Below are 15,055 nucleotides of genomic sequence, written 5' to 3'. Positions count from 1 at the left end.
GCAAATCCATCGGAAAAAAACTTATTTAAGCTAAATTTACTTATCGAAATTTAAAGTAATAAACTGAAATTTAGACCGCGGATCAGGAACATATTCCAACATCAGATAAAATAAATGGGCACATTTACCAGTGGTATTTATGAGTTTATTATTGGTTCTGTTTTATTGACGATTGGTTATTATGTTGATTTTAAAATAAAATTCAAAATCAAAAAAATGAAAATTTATGATCGGCTGATTCCGGTTTCTACTATTTTCATCTCTATTCTTATTGATATTATATTATCTACTTTCTTTAATATTTTTGTTTTGATGCAGCTCGAATCATCTTAGTTGTATCCCTAATTTGCAGTCATTTCTTATTGAATTATCTTAAATGCAATAATTTTTCGGATTATTTATGGTGTTATTTTGTTGTGCATTTTTCCTCATTTGATTTCCGTTTTTTTACCAAACTTCTTTACTTTTAATACTTTTGATGGGCTCTCTTCTTGAATTTTTTTGTTTGGGATTGTCTTATTTTAATATGATTAGCTATTAAGGTATAAATATGAATATTTCAAGTATCACAAATGGAATTAAATAGGAAATTGTTAGAGAAATAAATCTGTTGTATCTGCAAAATTGAAGCGTTTTAAACAATCTGTTTTACAAACATTCCAAAATAAACCCAGATAAATTTTAAATAAAAATCATAAGTCCATTTGAAACGGGTCATTTGAGAAGCTTGAATTATAAAAAACTGGTAAAATATTGCCATAAAACCTATTTTTCTTGCGGTTAATGCTCCAACTACCTGTTTGAATTGGATAGACCAACTTGGGAAAATAGCAAAAAAATTAGCATTACCAATATTTACTTCTACGGATTCTAGGACTTTAAAGTCTAAAAAAATACAAGTAAATGAATTTAATTTTGAAGAATTTGTTGACTTTTGCTTTGATCAGATTTTTTAGTGGGGAAAGGAGGATCAACTGTCGTTAAAAGAATCATTAGATCAATCTGGATTATTTTTATCATTAGTTGACAATTCTTTTAATTTGACAATTCTGATTCAACAAGTTGAAGAAATGGATCTTCTTGAAATTTATAACTTGTTACAATACAAAAAAGGGAAGCTAAAAATCGTAAAGGAAAAAGTAGTTGTCTTAGGAAAGGAATTGTCTCCCTTTAGACAAAAAGCAAAATGCAAAGTAAGAGTTAAAAGGAGTTTTCTATCACTGGGTGATAAATCATTATTCCGATAATTTAGAAATTACAACTGCTGAATTTGAGGCGATTGAATATTTTAAAGCCTATAAAACTGTAGAGGGAACTATTTATAAAAACGAAAATGATCTTACATAAAAAACAGAAAAATAGAGAATTTCCAACGGTAAGCGAGATTTGGTGAATGTTTTGTTGTTTTGCCAAGAGTACAATGATCAAAATCGTTTTTAAGTCGCTAATGCAACAGTGCAAACCAAAAAAAATGCCAGAGTTTCCATCTGCAAAATCATCTTGTTCAAAGGTTATGTTTGTTCCTGTAATGATTAAAGTAATTTATTACATAATCCAGTTAAATTTTTGCTCGATAATTCTCGTTTTTTCTAGTTCAATAAATTTGATATACGCTTTTGCTACAGGTGAAAATTTCTTGCCTTTTAGCCAGATTAAATTCCAGTTGGATTGAATAGGTAAGCCTTTGACTGGAATGATTTGCAGGCTGCCGTTATTGAGTTCGTTTTTTATACCAATTATGGGCATTATAGAACATCCAAGTCCTGCCAATACTGCTTGCTTTACCGCTTCGTTTGAAGTGAGTACCATTTTTTTTGGAACCGTTAGCTGGTTATACTCTATAAATTTTTCCATTATATATCTGGTTCCAGACCCTTGCTCGCGATAAATTATTGGTAAATTTTCAATGATTTTTTTATCCTGAATTTCATTCCCTATTTGCTGATCAATGTTGGCAACAAGATAAAGAGTATTGGGCATCAATTCTATTTTTTCAATTTGTAAGGTTTCTGGTAGAACGGAAACTAAAGAAAAATCTACTTCATTATTTTCTAAATTTTTTAACACTTTTGTTTTATTGGTTACATCAAGTAGTAATTCGACACCTTGATTTTGTTTTAGAAAGTCAGATAAGAAATAAGGTATTACATATTTGCCAGTTGATACAACGGAAATTTTCAATCTTCCGGTCAGTTGTCCTTTAAATGCCATTGTTTTAAAATTAATCGCATGCACTTCGTTTAATATTTTTTCCGCAGCAATAGCAATTTCTTTCCCAAAATCGGTTACGTATAATTTCCGTCCAATTACTTCTGTTAGAGGAACATCAAATTGGTCTTGAAAATTCCTTAACTGTATAGATACTGCGGGCTGGGTAAGATGCAGTTCTATTGCCGCCTTAGTGATACTTTTATTTTGCGTAATTTTTAGAAATACCTGTAGTTGGTGGAGCGTATAATTCATAAATAATTTTAATGTTAATCATTACAAATATAAATAAAAATTTATGGATAGCCCATTTTACCTTTGAAGAAAATAAATAATAAAGATATGCAAAGAATAACAATCGCAAAAGGAGACGGAATCGGGCCTGAAATCATGGATGCTACTCTGAAAATCATCAAAGCTGCGGGAGCTCAGCTAGAATTTGATGAAATTGAAGTTGGTGAAAAAGTATACTTAAAAGGTAATACGTCCGGAATCGAAAAATCGTCTTGGGAAACGATAATAAACAATAAAGTTTTTCTTAAAGCTCCGATAACGACTCCTCAAGGCGGGGGTTACAAAAGTCTGAATGTTACAACCAGAAAATTCTTAGGATTGTATTCTAATGTTAGACCATGTATGAGTTTGCATCCTTTTGTGGAAACAAAGCACCCTAAAATGGATATTGTCATAATTCGTGAAAATGAAGAAGATCTATATGCTGGTATCGAACATCAACAAACTGATGAGGTTATCCAATGCCTGAAAATTATCAGCCGTCCCGGGTGTGAAAAAATTGTTCGCTATGCTTTTGAATATGCCAAACAGTATGGGAGAAAAAAAGTGACTTGTTTCACGAAAGACAATATTATGAAGCAAACTGACGGATTATTCCATGAAGTGTTTGATGAGTTAGCTAAAGAATATCCTGAAATTGAAAACGAGCACTGGATTATTGATATAGGGGCCGCGAAAATGAGTGATACACCCGAAAATTTCGATGTCATAGTGACTTTAAATTTATATGGAGATGTGATTTCAGATATTGCCGCGCAAATTGCAGGCTCTGTGGGATTGGCAGGTTCAGCTAATATTGGGGAAGAATGTGCCATGTTTGAGGCTATTCACGGATCAGCACCGAGAAGGGCTGGACAAAATGTAGCGAATCCGTCGGGATTGTTACAAGGAGCAGTAATGATGTTAAATCACATGGGGCAAAACGAGGTAGCCAGTAAAATACAGAACGCATGGTTAAAAACTCTTGAAGACGGTATCCATACGTACGATATATTTAAAGAAGGGGTAAGTAGTTTAAAAGTTGGAACTGCAGAATTTGCGGATGCAGTTATCTTAAATTTAGGGCAAAAACCGAAACAGCTTGCTGCGGTAGATTATAAAAATGGTCAACCGCTACATCTACCAAAATATAAGAAAAGACCAGCTGCTAAAAAAGAATTGGTCGGTCATGATGTTTTTGTGCATTGGAATGGAACTGAACCTGATGTATTAGCAGAGATGCTTAAAAATATAGGAACTGTAAACTTAAAACTGAATATGATTACCAATAGAGGAATCAAAGTTTGGCCAGAAGGATTTAAACAAACATTTTGTACGGATCACTGGAGATGTCGTTTTAAAGCTGAGGATGGCAAAATAGTTAGTAAGAATGAAATTATTCAATTGTTACAGCAATTTATAGACGCGGATATTGATAGTATCAAAACTGAAAATTTATATAAGTTTGATGGTAAAATTGCATTTTCATTGGGTCAGGGTCAATAAAAAATGATTTAGCCACTATTTATTTGAGAAAGGATATATCATTAAATAGGGAAAGAATTTAATAGGAGTAGGTTTTTGCTAGTCTTTTCGCTAAAGAAAAAAAAATAATTATTATGAAAAATAAAAATATTAGTTTGTTCATTGGAGCGATATGGCTCATCTGTGGAATCCTCTTGACTCTCCTTGAGCCTCAAAACATCTTTTTTACTTTGTTTTTGGGAATCGGAATATTTTTTACTACTTACAAATTACCAAAAATTCAAAAATTATTATAAAATAGCTATGGAAAAAGAATATCAATTTAAGCTAGTTGAAGGTCAATTTGCACCATCAGAAGCCGGTAAAGTACTGTTTTCGTTAATCAATAATAAGATTAATTATCATAATTTAGAAAAATTTAGTAATCAAATTCGATTTGAAGAAGACAGTTCGCATTCAAAAACAAGGCTCGAAACTCTTTCTGAGGCCTCAGATTATATCAAAGATCTCATCAGCGAAGCATCCTTAAAAAATATGGAGCTAAAAATTGAAGGTGTGATTCAAATAATGCTCCTACCCAAAAGCAAAACCGAAGTGGATGTTTAAAGACAGGAAATTGCTTATTGCAACTAAACATCACAAAGAGCAGGTGATTGCTCCAATTTTTGAAAAAGGTTTAGGTGTTCACTGTTTTGTTCCTGAAAATTATGATTCGGATATTTTCGGCACTTTTTCAGGTGAAGTGGAGCGAAAAAACACGGCAGTGGAAACTGTCAGAGCTAAATGTTTGGCTGCAATGGAGGAATTTGATTGCGATTTGGGTATAGCCAGCGAAGGTTCCTTTGGGTCGCATCCCTCGATTTTTTTTGCGCAGGCCGATGATGAGTTTTTAATTTTCATCGATAAAAAAAACGACTTAGAAATCATTGACAGAGAACTCAGTTTGGAGACTAATTTTTATGGAGAAAAAATCTACAATAGAGAAATGCTTTTAAATTTTGCAAATAGGATTCAATTTCCGTCACATGCCATAATTTTGAGAACCGAGGCGGAGGACTGTACTGCGATAAGTAAAGGGATTACTGTAATGAGTCAATTGGAGGATACTTTTCAGCAACTTATGAACGTATATGGTAGTGTTTATGCTGAAACCGATATGCGTGCCCTGTACAACCCCACTCGTATGGGTGTGATAAAAGTAGCGGCACAAAAATTACTGGAAACTATAAAAACCGAATGTCCCAGTTGTAAAACTCCAGGTTTTAGTGTTACAGATATGAAACAGGGCTTACCTTGTTCCTGGTGTTCAGCGCCCACACGATCTACCTTGAGTTTTATTTACAGTTGTAAAAAGTGCTTTTTTAGTTCTGAAAAAATGCATCCCCATCAAAAAATAGCCGAAGAACCAGGATTCTGCGATTCCTGTAACCCTTAATATATGAATATAATCAGTAGTTCGATTTCAAAAGCTGTTGCGCTTTTAAATCAGGAGCAAATCATAGGAATTCCTACCGAAACGGTTTATGGTTTAGCCGCCAACATTTATAGTTCTAAGGCGGTAGAGCGTATATTTTCGATTAAAAAACGGCCGTTTTTTAATCCGTTAATTGTTCATATAAAATCTGCAGCTTCTCTTTCTGAAATAGCGAGAGACATTCCTGAAAAAGCTGCCTTGTTAGCGAAAACTTTTTGGCCGGGACCTTTAACTTTGGTTTTAAAAAAGCAAATTGCCATTCCGGATTTAGTTACCGCTGGTAAAGATACAGTAGCAGTCAGAGTTCCAAATCACCCTGTAGCCTTAGCACTACTGAATCAAATAGCCTATCCTCTCGCGGCTCCAAGCGCTAATCCTTTTGGCGCTATTAGTCCCACTACGGCAACACATGTCGCCGGTTACTTTGAAGAGGTGTTGCCTATGGTTTTAGATGGGGGAGCTTGTCAAAGGGGAATAGAATCGACCATCATAGGATTTGAAAACGGAGAGCCTGTAGCATACCGCTTGGGTTCTTTGGCAATAGAGGATATTGAAGCAATTGTAGGGCCGGTAAAAATGATTACCCATGATGATATTGCTCCAGCGGCACCAGGAATGTTTTCTAAGCACTATGCGCCTTTGACATCGACTTTTTTGACAGCTGATGTGAAGAAGAAGCTGATAACGTTCCCGGATCAGAAAATAGGAGTTTTAGTATTCCAAAAAGGGATTGATGATCCAAAAATTGTGCAACAGGAAATTTTATCTCCAACAGGAAATTTAGCAGAAGCAGCTTCACAATTGTATGCTGCTTTGCATCGATTGGATAATTGCCATCTCGACTGCATTATAGCGGAACGATTTCCAGATATTGGCTTAGGCAAAACGATAAATGACCGGTTAAAAAGAGCCACGCAAAAATAAAATATGGATACTATTATAAGAAACGGAACTGTAGTTAACGAAGGTCAAATACGTGTTTTGGATGTGTTGATATCAGCAGAAAGAATTGAAAAGATAGCTCCATCGATTGTCTTAAACCCAGCTAAAAAAATCATCGAAATTGACGCAACTGGACTTTATCTGTTGCCAGGCGTGGTTGATGATCAAGTTCATTTTAGAGATCCCGGACTAACTCATAAAGGCTCTCTTTTCTCGGAATCTGTGGCAGCTGTGGCTGGTGGCATTACCTCTTTTATGGATATGCCCAACACGATTCCCAATACGCTGACTCAAGAGTTATTAGAAGAAAAATACTCGATGGCGGCTGAAAAATCAATTGCTAATTATTCATTTTTTATGGGAATTTCTAAGCATAACTTGGAAGAAGCTTTAAAAACAAATACCGAAAATGTATGTGGAATTACGGATGATGGGCTTTATTTTAATAATGATGAGGGGATTTTAGCCAATTATCCAGAATTTTTGGAGCAACTTTTTTCAAGAACCGACACCTTGGTGGCTTTGCACAGCGAAGATGATTCACTGATAAAAAAGAACACGGAGGATTATAAACGACTTTACGGAACTGAAATTCCTTTTTTTTATCATTCCCTTATTCGGGATGAGGAAGTTTGCCTAAAAGCTACCAAGAGAGTACTTTCTATTGCTGAAAAATACCACACTCGCTTACATTTATTTCATATCTCAACTTTGGCGGAAGCCAAATTATTTGATAATACGGTACCCATTCGAGATAAACGAATCACCGCCGAGGCTTGTGTCCATCATCTTTGGTTTTCAGACGCCGATTATGATAGACTGGGCTCCAAAATCAAATGGAATCCCTCCATAAAAACAGAGCAAGATAGAAAAGGTTTACTGCAGTATTTGCTCAATAACTCAATAGATATTATTGCAACGGATCATGCTCCCCATACTATCGCCGAAAAAGCAGGGAATTATTTTCAGGCACTTTCAGGCGGACCATTAGTGCAACATGCTCTTTTAGCAATGTTAGAATTATTTCATCGCGGCGAAATTCCTTTGGAGAAAGTAGTGGAAAAAATGAGCCATAACGTAGCCGAAATTTACAGAATAAAAGAACGAGGCTATATAAGGGAGGGCTATTTTGCCGATTTAGTTTTAGTCGATTTAAGTAAAAAACAGGAAGTAACTACAGATTCTCTTTTATATAAATGCAAGTGGTCTCCTTTTTTAGGGCAGGTTTTTACAAGTAGCATCAATTCAACTTTTGTAAATGGAAATTTGGTGTATGAAAAAGGACTTGTAAAGACAGATATAAAAGGAAAAAGATTGCGATTTGAAAAGATAAGATAATCAAAATGTTTAAAATAATTTTAAAATAATTAAAATATGAATCTTAGTTTATTACTGGATAATTTAACTAATCCAGCCTTATTGTTTTTTGTGTTGGGAATTATAGCAGTCTACGTAAAAAGCGACTTAGAAATTCCCGAGAATACCTCTAAATTTATATCGCTGTACCTGCTTTTTTCCATTGGTTTTAAAGGCGGACAGGAACTAGCGCACAGTCACTTTACTGTTGACATACTTTGGTCTATTGTTTTTGGGGTATTGATTGCGGTATTAATTCCATTCTATACATTTTTTATTTTAAAGAAAAGGTACAGCATTGAGAATTCCGGTGCCATAGCCGCCGCTTATGGATCTGTGAGTGCAGTTACTTTTGTAACGGCCATCTCTTTCTTAGAAATTCAAAATTACAATTTTAGCGGCCACATGGTTGCTGTTATGGCGCTGATGGAAGCCCCTGCAATCATTATTGGAGTAATTTTAATCCGATTATTTAGTAAGGAAAAAGTTCAGAAAACTAAAATGAGTACGATTGTTAAACACTCGTTTACCAACGGAAGCGTACTCTTAATTCTTGGAAGTTTGGTTATCGGGTTTTTGGCCAGTGAGCAACAGGCTTTAGGAATTAAGCCATTTACTACTGATATTTTTAAAGGGTTCTTGGCTTTATTTTTATTGGATATGGGAATTGTTAGTGGACGAAAATTAAATGATTTTTTCAAAAGTGGCTGGTTTAGCGTCTTTTTTGCTATTGTTTTCCCATTGCTAAACGGATGTATTGTTGCTTTTTTAAGTCAATTCGTTACCGATGATGTTGGGAATCGTTTTATTTTTGCTGTCCTGGCGGCGAGTGCTTCTTATATTGCCGTTCCGGCCGCGATGAAAATAGCAGTTCCAAAGGCGAATCCAGGGATCTTTTTGCCTATGGCTTTGGCGGTAACGTTTCCTTTTAACATTACTTTTGGAATGCCTATTTATTTTTCAATTGTGCTGTGTCATATTTAATATGGTGCTTTATCCGGTGTAGTTTAGCATACTAATTGTTGTTTAAATGCAGCGCATAATATGGTAATTTTTTAAACAAAAAACCTGCAAGTTTGCGCTTGCAGGTTTCAATTCTTTTCGCCAGAGTTTAAGGTGAAATTTTATCTAACCATCTCGAAACTTTCGTTAAATCGGAGATGCAATACCTGATTCCAGTGATCAATTAAATATGTTTTACGATCCTTTTTTTTGAAATTTTTAAATTGCGAATTTCCTTTGTCAGATCGCTTATTTAAAGACAATCGTTAGCGCAGTTTTGCAAACGGTGCCCATTTCAATTGGCAACTAAAATAAATCTAATAAAACCACCTCTAATTCATTTTCTAATGTAGCATAATTTCTTGCAGAACTGAAATAATAATCTTCCGGCATCGTTACAATTTTTTCATTTACAGGATTGTTGTGTATGTAATCCATTTTTTGTCTAATAAATTTATTGCTGTAAATATGTTCTGCATGATAGCCGTTTTGCCAAACTTTGTATTGTTGTTCTTGTTTTAAATGCTGACAAGCTTTTTTAAAATAATCCAACATCCATTCTCTTCTGCTTTCCGGCTGTTCAATAATAGCCTATATAATTTTTTTAGATGTATATTTTTTAAAATCGCCCATGACATCGGATAGTATAAAACCGTTTGTTGCTTTGCAAAGCAGATGAATATGGCTGTGCATAATACAATATCCGTAGATTTCTAAGCCCTTTTGATCTTGACAATAGTGTAACGCTTGTATAATAATTTGTTTTTGATTTAATCGTGTAAAAATATCTACCCAACCCACTGTAGTAATAGAAATAAAATAAGCATCTTCGGTTGTTGTGGCTTTATACTTTGTAGACATTTTTTGTATTATTTGTATTGTTTGCTCACTATTATGGGCACAGTTTGCAAAACTGCGCTAACTAATTATGGTATATCGGCGCGATCGGTTTTCATTGTTGGTGCTGCGCACGCAACGAAACCCTAACTGTTATGGGTTGCTTTTTTAGTCTTCATCTTCTTCAGTTTTTTGAACAAAAGTTAGTTTTCTTTTTGTCAAATCAAAATAATGATAAAAGTCCATTGTATAGTCGGTTTCTGGTTCCGTAATTACTCCTAAAAGTTCAATTTTTTCTTTGTCTAACTTGTTAAACCAATAATTATGAAAAATTGCAATGTCCATAAATCCTTTGTCAGCATATTTCGAAAACTGTTTTTTTGTAAATATAGTGTCTAAAAGTATTTGCGAATTTTGTTTAATTGTCAGAGATATTTCAGCGTCTCTGTATTTGTCAATTTGCTTGTTACCATCTTCTTCATATTCATTGATTACGTAACTGTCAAGGTCTGTTCTTTTAATAATAATTTGTATCTTCCTGTCGGCTATTATTGTGTCAAATTTTACAGTTCCCTTTGTTTCAGGAACGAATTTTTCTGATTTCTTATTAACCAATACCACCGCAGAACTGTCAGCAGTTTTAATTATCGTTGTTTTCTTTTCGGTCTGTGAATTACAAGCAAAAAGTAAGAAAGCCAAAATTAGAATCAATATATTTTTTCTCATATGTATCGTCTGTCCTTTAAAGTAACCCATAACTTGTATATACCCGTTACTCTATAGCCAGTATGCACCCAAAATTGGGTAGATTGTCGCTATTAAATAGCGGTTTAAATATAAATATATAAATAATCCTTTACAAATTATCAATTGGTTAGTCCTTTTGCTAAACGAACTTATAACCTTAAAAAGCTGTAAATAGCCCCGATAGGAGTGGAAATCCTTTGCTTTAGCGTGAGCTAAAAGCAAAGATTGCAGCGCATAGCGGGACGAAAGTGATTCTGGAAAACAATCGTTTTGCTCCAAAAAAAAAGCTGCCCAAGGTTGGACAGCTTTAATATTTTGGATATTCCGAAGCAAGTTTAGAATAAAAGATTCACACTTACTTCATAAAATGGTTTCTCTGCTTATTTAATCAACTCAAAACTTCTTTTCACGAAAGCAGTCAATGCTTCTCCTTTTAATAGGTTTTGTGATAATTTAGCTAAGTCAAGCGCTTGTTTGACCAAACTTTCCTGAGCGTCTTTGTCTTTGTTGTTTAGAATGCTTGTTGCCAATTCAGAATTAGTATTTACTACTAAATTGTACATTTCGGGCATATTTCCCATTCCGAACATTCCACCGCCGCCAGACTGACTCATTTCTTTCATTCTACGCATGAATTCCGGTTGCGTGATGATAAATGGGGAAGCATTACTATCTAAAGCTTCCAGTTGTACGGAATACGTTTGTTTAGGAACAATGGCTTCTAAAACGGTTTTCAGGTTGGTTTGCTCTTCCTCCGATAATTTAGAAATAGTAGTTTCCTCTTTCTTTATTAAATTATCAACATGATCTGAATCCACACGTACAAATGTCATGTTGCTGTTATCGCCTTCAATTTTTTGAATTAAATGCGAGATAATAGGAGAATCAAGTAACAATACTTCATATCCTTTGTCTTTTGCAATTTCGATATAAGAGTGTTGCGCTTCTTTATTTCCAGCATATAAAACCACTAATTTCCCGTCTTTATCCGTTTGATTCGCAGCAAGATTTTCTTTTAATTCTTCCAGCGTGTAATATTTCCCATCAACTGTTGGATACAAGACAAACGCTCCTGCTTTTTCGTAGAATTTATCTTCAGAAAGCATTCCGTACTCCAAAACGATTTTGATGTCGTTCCATTTTTGCTCAAAATCTTCACGGTTTTCAGTAAACAAGGATTTTAATTTATCGGCTACTTTACGTGTAATGTAATTGGAGATTTTCTTTACCGCAGCATCCGCTTGCAATCCAGAACGAGAAACGTTCAACGGAATGTCCGGTGAGTCTATAACTCCTTTTAACATAGTCAAAAATTCAGGTACAATTCCTTCCACATTATCCGTTACGTATACCTGATTTTGGTACAATTGGATTTTGTCTTTCTGAATTTGTAGATCAGAACCTAATTTTGGAAAATATAAAATACCGGTTAAGTTGAACGGATAATCTACATTTAAATGAATGTGGAATAACGGTTCTTCAAACTGCATTGGATATACTTCTCTATAGAAATTTTTATAATCCTCATCTGATAACTCCGTTGGTTGTTTCGTCCAAGCCGGGTTTGGGTTGTTGATGATGTTGTCAACTTCTACTTCAGTAAAAATTTTGTCTTTATCTTCTACAGCGACTTCTTCACCCTTTTTTTGTTCAATTTTCTCCGTTTTAGTTCCAAATTTAATTGGAATTGGCATGAACTTATTGTATTTGTTCAATAACTGATTGATTTTTGAATCTTCTAAGAATTCCAGAGAATCTTCAGCAATATGCAAGATAATTTCTGTTCCGCGAGTAGTTTTGTCAGCAGGCTCTAAGGTAAATTCCGGACTACCGTCGCAAGTCCAGTGCGCAGCAGGTTCATCTTTGAAAGATTTAGTGATAATTTCCACTTTTTCGGCTACCATAAAAGCTGAATAGAAACCAAGACCAAAATGGCCAATAATTCCAGAATCTTTAGCTGAATCTTTGTATTTATCCAAAAATTCTTCAGCACCAGAAAACGCCACTTGGTTGATGTATTTTTCTACTTCATCAGCAGTCATTCCCAAACCTTGATCGATGATGTGCAGTTTCTTGCCTTCCTTATCGATTTTCACCTCGATGATTGGGTTTCCGTATTCTACTTTGGCTTCACCAATGCTTGTTAAATGCTTTAATTTGAGTGTCGCATCTGTTCCGTTAGAAATTAATTCACGCAAGAAAATTTCGTGATCGCTGTATAAGAATTTCTTGATTAAGGGAAAGATGTTTTCTACCGAAACATTAATTTTACCTGTTGTCATATTTTGATTTTTTTTAGTTTATTTGAATATCCATAAGCCTTTCAAATAGAATACCAATTATAAATGTAGTGACAAATTGTCGCAAGCGTTAATTATGATATAAAATAATTTAATTCTGAAACAAACTTGTTAGATCCAATTGTATCTTTGTGTAAGTATTAATTCATTAAATTTAAGAAAATGAAAAAAGTTATTTTATTGTGCACGCTAGCGGTTCTGATGTTCGCATGTAAGTCTACGTCAGCGACAGGTACAAACACAGATAGAAAATCTCAGGTTGCTATTAAAGGAAATTGGGTTATTAGTTCTGTAACCTACCCAGGTTCACAATATGTAAAAGTGAATACTTTTCAAATTGCAGATTCAGAATGTTTCGTAGGAAGTAATTGGAAGTTTGTTTCGAATAACAATAAAGGAACTATGGCTTTGACAAAAGCGAATTGTATGACATTCAGCTCACCAATTACATGGTTTATTAATAAAGAGGGGCAATTTGTACTTAAAGTACTTAATGCTGGAGAAAAAGCTAGAAAAGTTAGAGAAGGATATGTTTTAAATGTAGCCAATCAAACAGAATCTTCTTTTCAATTGATAGATAAAATTAATGTAGGTGGAAAAATGACTGACGTTGTGTATCAGTTTCAAAAAGTTAATTAATAAGTAAAAAAAAAGATATGAAAAAGATTTCGATAGTTGCAATAGCAACAATAATGGTTATAGGTTCAATGTTTACTGGCTGTGAGGCTGTGAAAAATACAAATAAAACACAGAGAGGAGCAGGAATCGGTGCAGTTGCCGGAGCTGTACTTGGAGGTGTTCTTGGAAACAATCTTGGGAAAGGTGGAAAAGGTGCAATGGGCGCAGTACTGGGTGGTGTTATTGGTGGAGTTGCCGGTGGAGTTATTGGTAACAAAATGGATAAACAAGCAAGAGAAATTGATGCTGTTCTTCCAGGAGCTGAAGTGGTTCGTATTGGAGAAGGAATCAAATTAGTTTTAAATGAAAATGCAGTGCGTTTTGATACCAACAAGTCTTCTTTGACTGCTGGTGCAAAAGCAAATTTGGATAAATTAGTTCCAGTTTTCGCGGAATACCCTGATACTGATATCACAATTTACGGATATACTGATAATACGGGTGCAGCGGCTTACAATTTGAAACTTTCAGCAGCAAGAGCAGCGGCAGTTAAAAATTATTTAGCTAGCAAAGGTGTTTCTTCAAGTAGATTTCAAGTTACTGGTTTAGGAATTGCTGATCCAATTGCTTCTAATGAATCGGTTGAGGGCAGAAGCCAAAACCGTCGTGTTGAATTTGCTATCACTGCAAACGATAAAATGATTAAAGATGCAGAAGCTGAAGTGAAAAACTAAGCAAAAAACACTAGGTAATAAAGGCTGTTTCGTTAAGAAGCAGCCTTTTTTTGTGTCTTTATTTAAACTAAACATTGTAAATTTGCATACTTAAATAAAGATGATGCTAGAGATAAAAGACATATCGTTTACTTACATTGACAAGTCCGTAATTGAAAATGTTAGTTTCACTATTGCCAAAGGTCAGAACACCGCTATTATTGGAGAAAGCGGCTGCGGTAAAAGTACGTTGCTAAAACTGATCTATGGATTATATGATTTGGATAGCGGAGTAATTACTTATAATGATAAATCTATTCTGGGTCCTAAATACAACCTGGTTCCGGGAGAAGATTACATTAAATATTTAGCGCAGGACTTCGATTTGATGCCGTACATAACCGTTGAAGAAAATGTCGGTAAGTTCTTGTCGAATATGTATCCTGAACAAAAGAAAGCCCGCGTTCAAGAATTGTTGGAAATGGTCGAAATGACCGCTTTCGCAAAAGTAAAAGCGAAATTTCTAAGTGGTGGACAGCAACAGCGAGTGGCTTTAGCCAGAGTTTTAGCTTTGGAACCCGAAATTATTTTGCTGGATGAGCCTTTCAGTCAAATTGATTCTTTCCGAAAGAATTCTTTGCGTCGCAATTTATTCCGTTACTTAAAAGACAAAGGCGTAACCTGCATTATTGCCACACATGACAGTACTGATGCTTTGTCGTTTTCGGATGAAACTATAGTGGTTCAAAACGGAAAAGTAGTAGCAAAAGGTGATTCCAAATCCTTGTATGAAAACCCCGCTAACAAATATATTGCTTCACTTTTTGGGGAAGTAAATGAGTTAAAATTGTCTCAGTTAATAGCACTTGAAGATGACGAAGATTCCTCGCTTTTGTTGTATCCGCATCAATTGAAAGTGGTGGACAACGCCATTATGAAAGCGGTCGTTAAACAATGTTATTTCAAAGGAAGTCATTATTTAGTCAAAGCAGCTTTTGAAAGAAGAGCGATTTTTTTCGAACACGATTCGGAATTAGCATTAAATCAAGAGGTATATTTGATGTTATCCTGAGGACAAGTGTTCAGTAATAAGTAATCAA

General features: G+C 34.7%; 13 protein-coding genes and 1 pseudogene. 10 read left to right on the top strand and 4 right to left on the bottom strand.

What is annotated here, in order from left to right; all coding sequences use genetic code 11:
- The first annotated feature begins 114 nt into the window (after nucleotides 1–114).
- Nucleotides 115–333 carry a hypothetical protein gene (locus ACP7AT_RS13655; protein ID WP_426064927.1) on the top strand — a complete coding sequence of 73 codons (219 nt, stop codon included), beginning with the start codon at nucleotides 115–117 and terminating at the stop codon, nucleotides 331–333.
- A 1,212-nt stretch (nucleotides 334–1,545) separates the two neighbouring features.
- On the opposite strand, the gene ACP7AT_RS13650 is transcribed toward ACP7AT_RS13655, so the two are convergent.
- A complete protein-coding gene (locus ACP7AT_RS13650) occupies nucleotides 1,546–2,463 on the bottom strand; it encodes a LysR family transcriptional regulator (protein ID WP_426064926.1) in 918 nt (305 codons plus the stop codon).
- A gap of 87 nt (nucleotides 2,464–2,550) precedes the next feature.
- Here ACP7AT_RS13650 and ACP7AT_RS13645 point away from each other — a divergent pair, with 87 nt between their 5' ends.
- From ACP7AT_RS13645 to ACP7AT_RS13620, 6 genes are all read left to right on the top strand, one after another.
- Nucleotides 2,551–3,987: an NADP-dependent isocitrate dehydrogenase gene (locus tag ACP7AT_RS13645; protein WP_426064925.1), complete on the top strand. Its 1,437-nt coding sequence runs from the start codon at nucleotides 2,551–2,553 to the stop codon at nucleotides 3,985–3,987.
- Between the two features lie 282 nt (nucleotides 3,988–4,269).
- Nucleotides 4,270–4,572 (top strand): hypothetical protein, encoded by a 303-nt coding sequence (locus ACP7AT_RS13640; RefSeq protein WP_426064924.1) that lies wholly within the window; start codon nucleotides 4,270–4,272, stop codon nucleotides 4,570–4,572.
- Nucleotides 4,565–5,401 (top strand): DUF6671 family protein, encoded by an 837-nt coding sequence (locus ACP7AT_RS13635; protein WP_426064923.1) that lies wholly within the window; start codon nucleotides 4,565–4,567, stop codon nucleotides 5,399–5,401. The genes ACP7AT_RS13640 and ACP7AT_RS13635 overlap by 8 nt, the downstream gene beginning before the upstream one ends.
- A 3-nt stretch (nucleotides 5,402–5,404) precedes the next feature.
- Nucleotides 5,405–6,364 (top strand): L-threonylcarbamoyladenylate synthase, encoded by a 960-nt coding sequence (locus ACP7AT_RS13630; protein ID WP_426064922.1) that lies wholly within the window; start codon nucleotides 5,405–5,407, stop codon nucleotides 6,362–6,364.
- A gap of 3 nt (nucleotides 6,365–6,367) precedes the next feature.
- Entirely contained in the window at nucleotides 6,368–7,720 is a 1,353-nt protein-coding gene (locus ACP7AT_RS13625; protein ID WP_426064920.1) for a dihydroorotase, read from the top strand.
- 36 nt (nucleotides 7,721–7,756) lie between these two features.
- The gene (locus ACP7AT_RS13620; protein WP_426064918.1) at nucleotides 7,757–8,722 is read left to right on the top strand and encodes a sodium-dependent bicarbonate transport family permease; all 966 of its coding nucleotides are present in this window, start codon (nucleotides 7,757–7,759) and stop codon (nucleotides 8,720–8,722) included.
- Between the two features lie 324 nt (nucleotides 8,723–9,046).
- Here the strand turns inward: ACP7AT_RS13620 and ACP7AT_RS13615 are convergent.
- The 3 genes and pseudogenes from ACP7AT_RS13615 to htpG all read right to left on the bottom strand — a co-directional run bounded on the left by ACP7AT_RS13615 (nucleotide 9,047) and on the right by htpG (nucleotide 12,606).
- Nucleotides 9,047–9,601, bottom strand: a pseudogene (locus tag ACP7AT_RS13615) (REP-associated tyrosine transposase).
- A 144-nt stretch (nucleotides 9,602–9,745) separates the two neighbouring features.
- Nucleotides 9,746–10,303: a DUF4738 domain-containing protein gene (locus ACP7AT_RS13610; RefSeq protein ID WP_426064917.1), complete on the bottom strand. Its 558-nt coding sequence runs from the start codon at nucleotides 10,301–10,303 to the stop codon at nucleotides 9,746–9,748.
- A 401-nt stretch (nucleotides 10,304–10,704) separates the two neighbouring features.
- The gene (gene htpG / locus ACP7AT_RS13605) at nucleotides 10,705–12,606 is read right to left on the bottom strand and encodes a molecular chaperone HtpG (protein WP_426064915.1); all 1,902 of its coding nucleotides are present in this window, start codon (nucleotides 12,604–12,606) and stop codon (nucleotides 10,705–10,707) included.
- A 180-nt stretch (nucleotides 12,607–12,786) separates the two neighbouring features.
- On the opposite strand from htpG, the gene ACP7AT_RS13600 reads away from it, so the two are divergent.
- The 3 genes from ACP7AT_RS13600 to ACP7AT_RS13590 all read left to right on the top strand — a co-directional run bounded on the left by ACP7AT_RS13600 (nucleotide 12,787) and on the right by ACP7AT_RS13590 (nucleotide 15,027).
- Nucleotides 12,787–13,263, top strand: a complete 477-nt coding sequence (locus tag ACP7AT_RS13600) for a lipocalin family protein (RefSeq protein WP_426064914.1) — start codon at nucleotides 12,787–12,789, stop codon at nucleotides 13,261–13,263.
- Nucleotides 13,264–13,280: 17 nt separating this feature from the next.
- Entirely contained in the window at nucleotides 13,281–13,976 is a 696-nt protein-coding gene (locus tag ACP7AT_RS13595; protein ID WP_426064913.1) for an OmpA family protein, read from the top strand.
- A gap of 103 nt (nucleotides 13,977–14,079) precedes the next feature.
- Entirely contained in the window at nucleotides 14,080–15,027 is a 948-nt protein-coding gene (locus ACP7AT_RS13590; RefSeq protein WP_426065040.1) for an ABC transporter ATP-binding protein, read from the top strand.
- The last annotated feature ends 28 nt before the right edge of the window (nucleotides 15,028–15,055 follow it).

The organism is Flavobacterium sp. DSP2-3-1 (assembly GCF_049896865.1).
GTDB lineage: Bacteria > Bacteroidota > Bacteroidia > Flavobacteriales > Flavobacteriaceae > Flavobacterium.
Note: the sequence above shows the minus strand (reverse complement) of the source record. Positions and strands in the feature narration are given on the sequence as shown.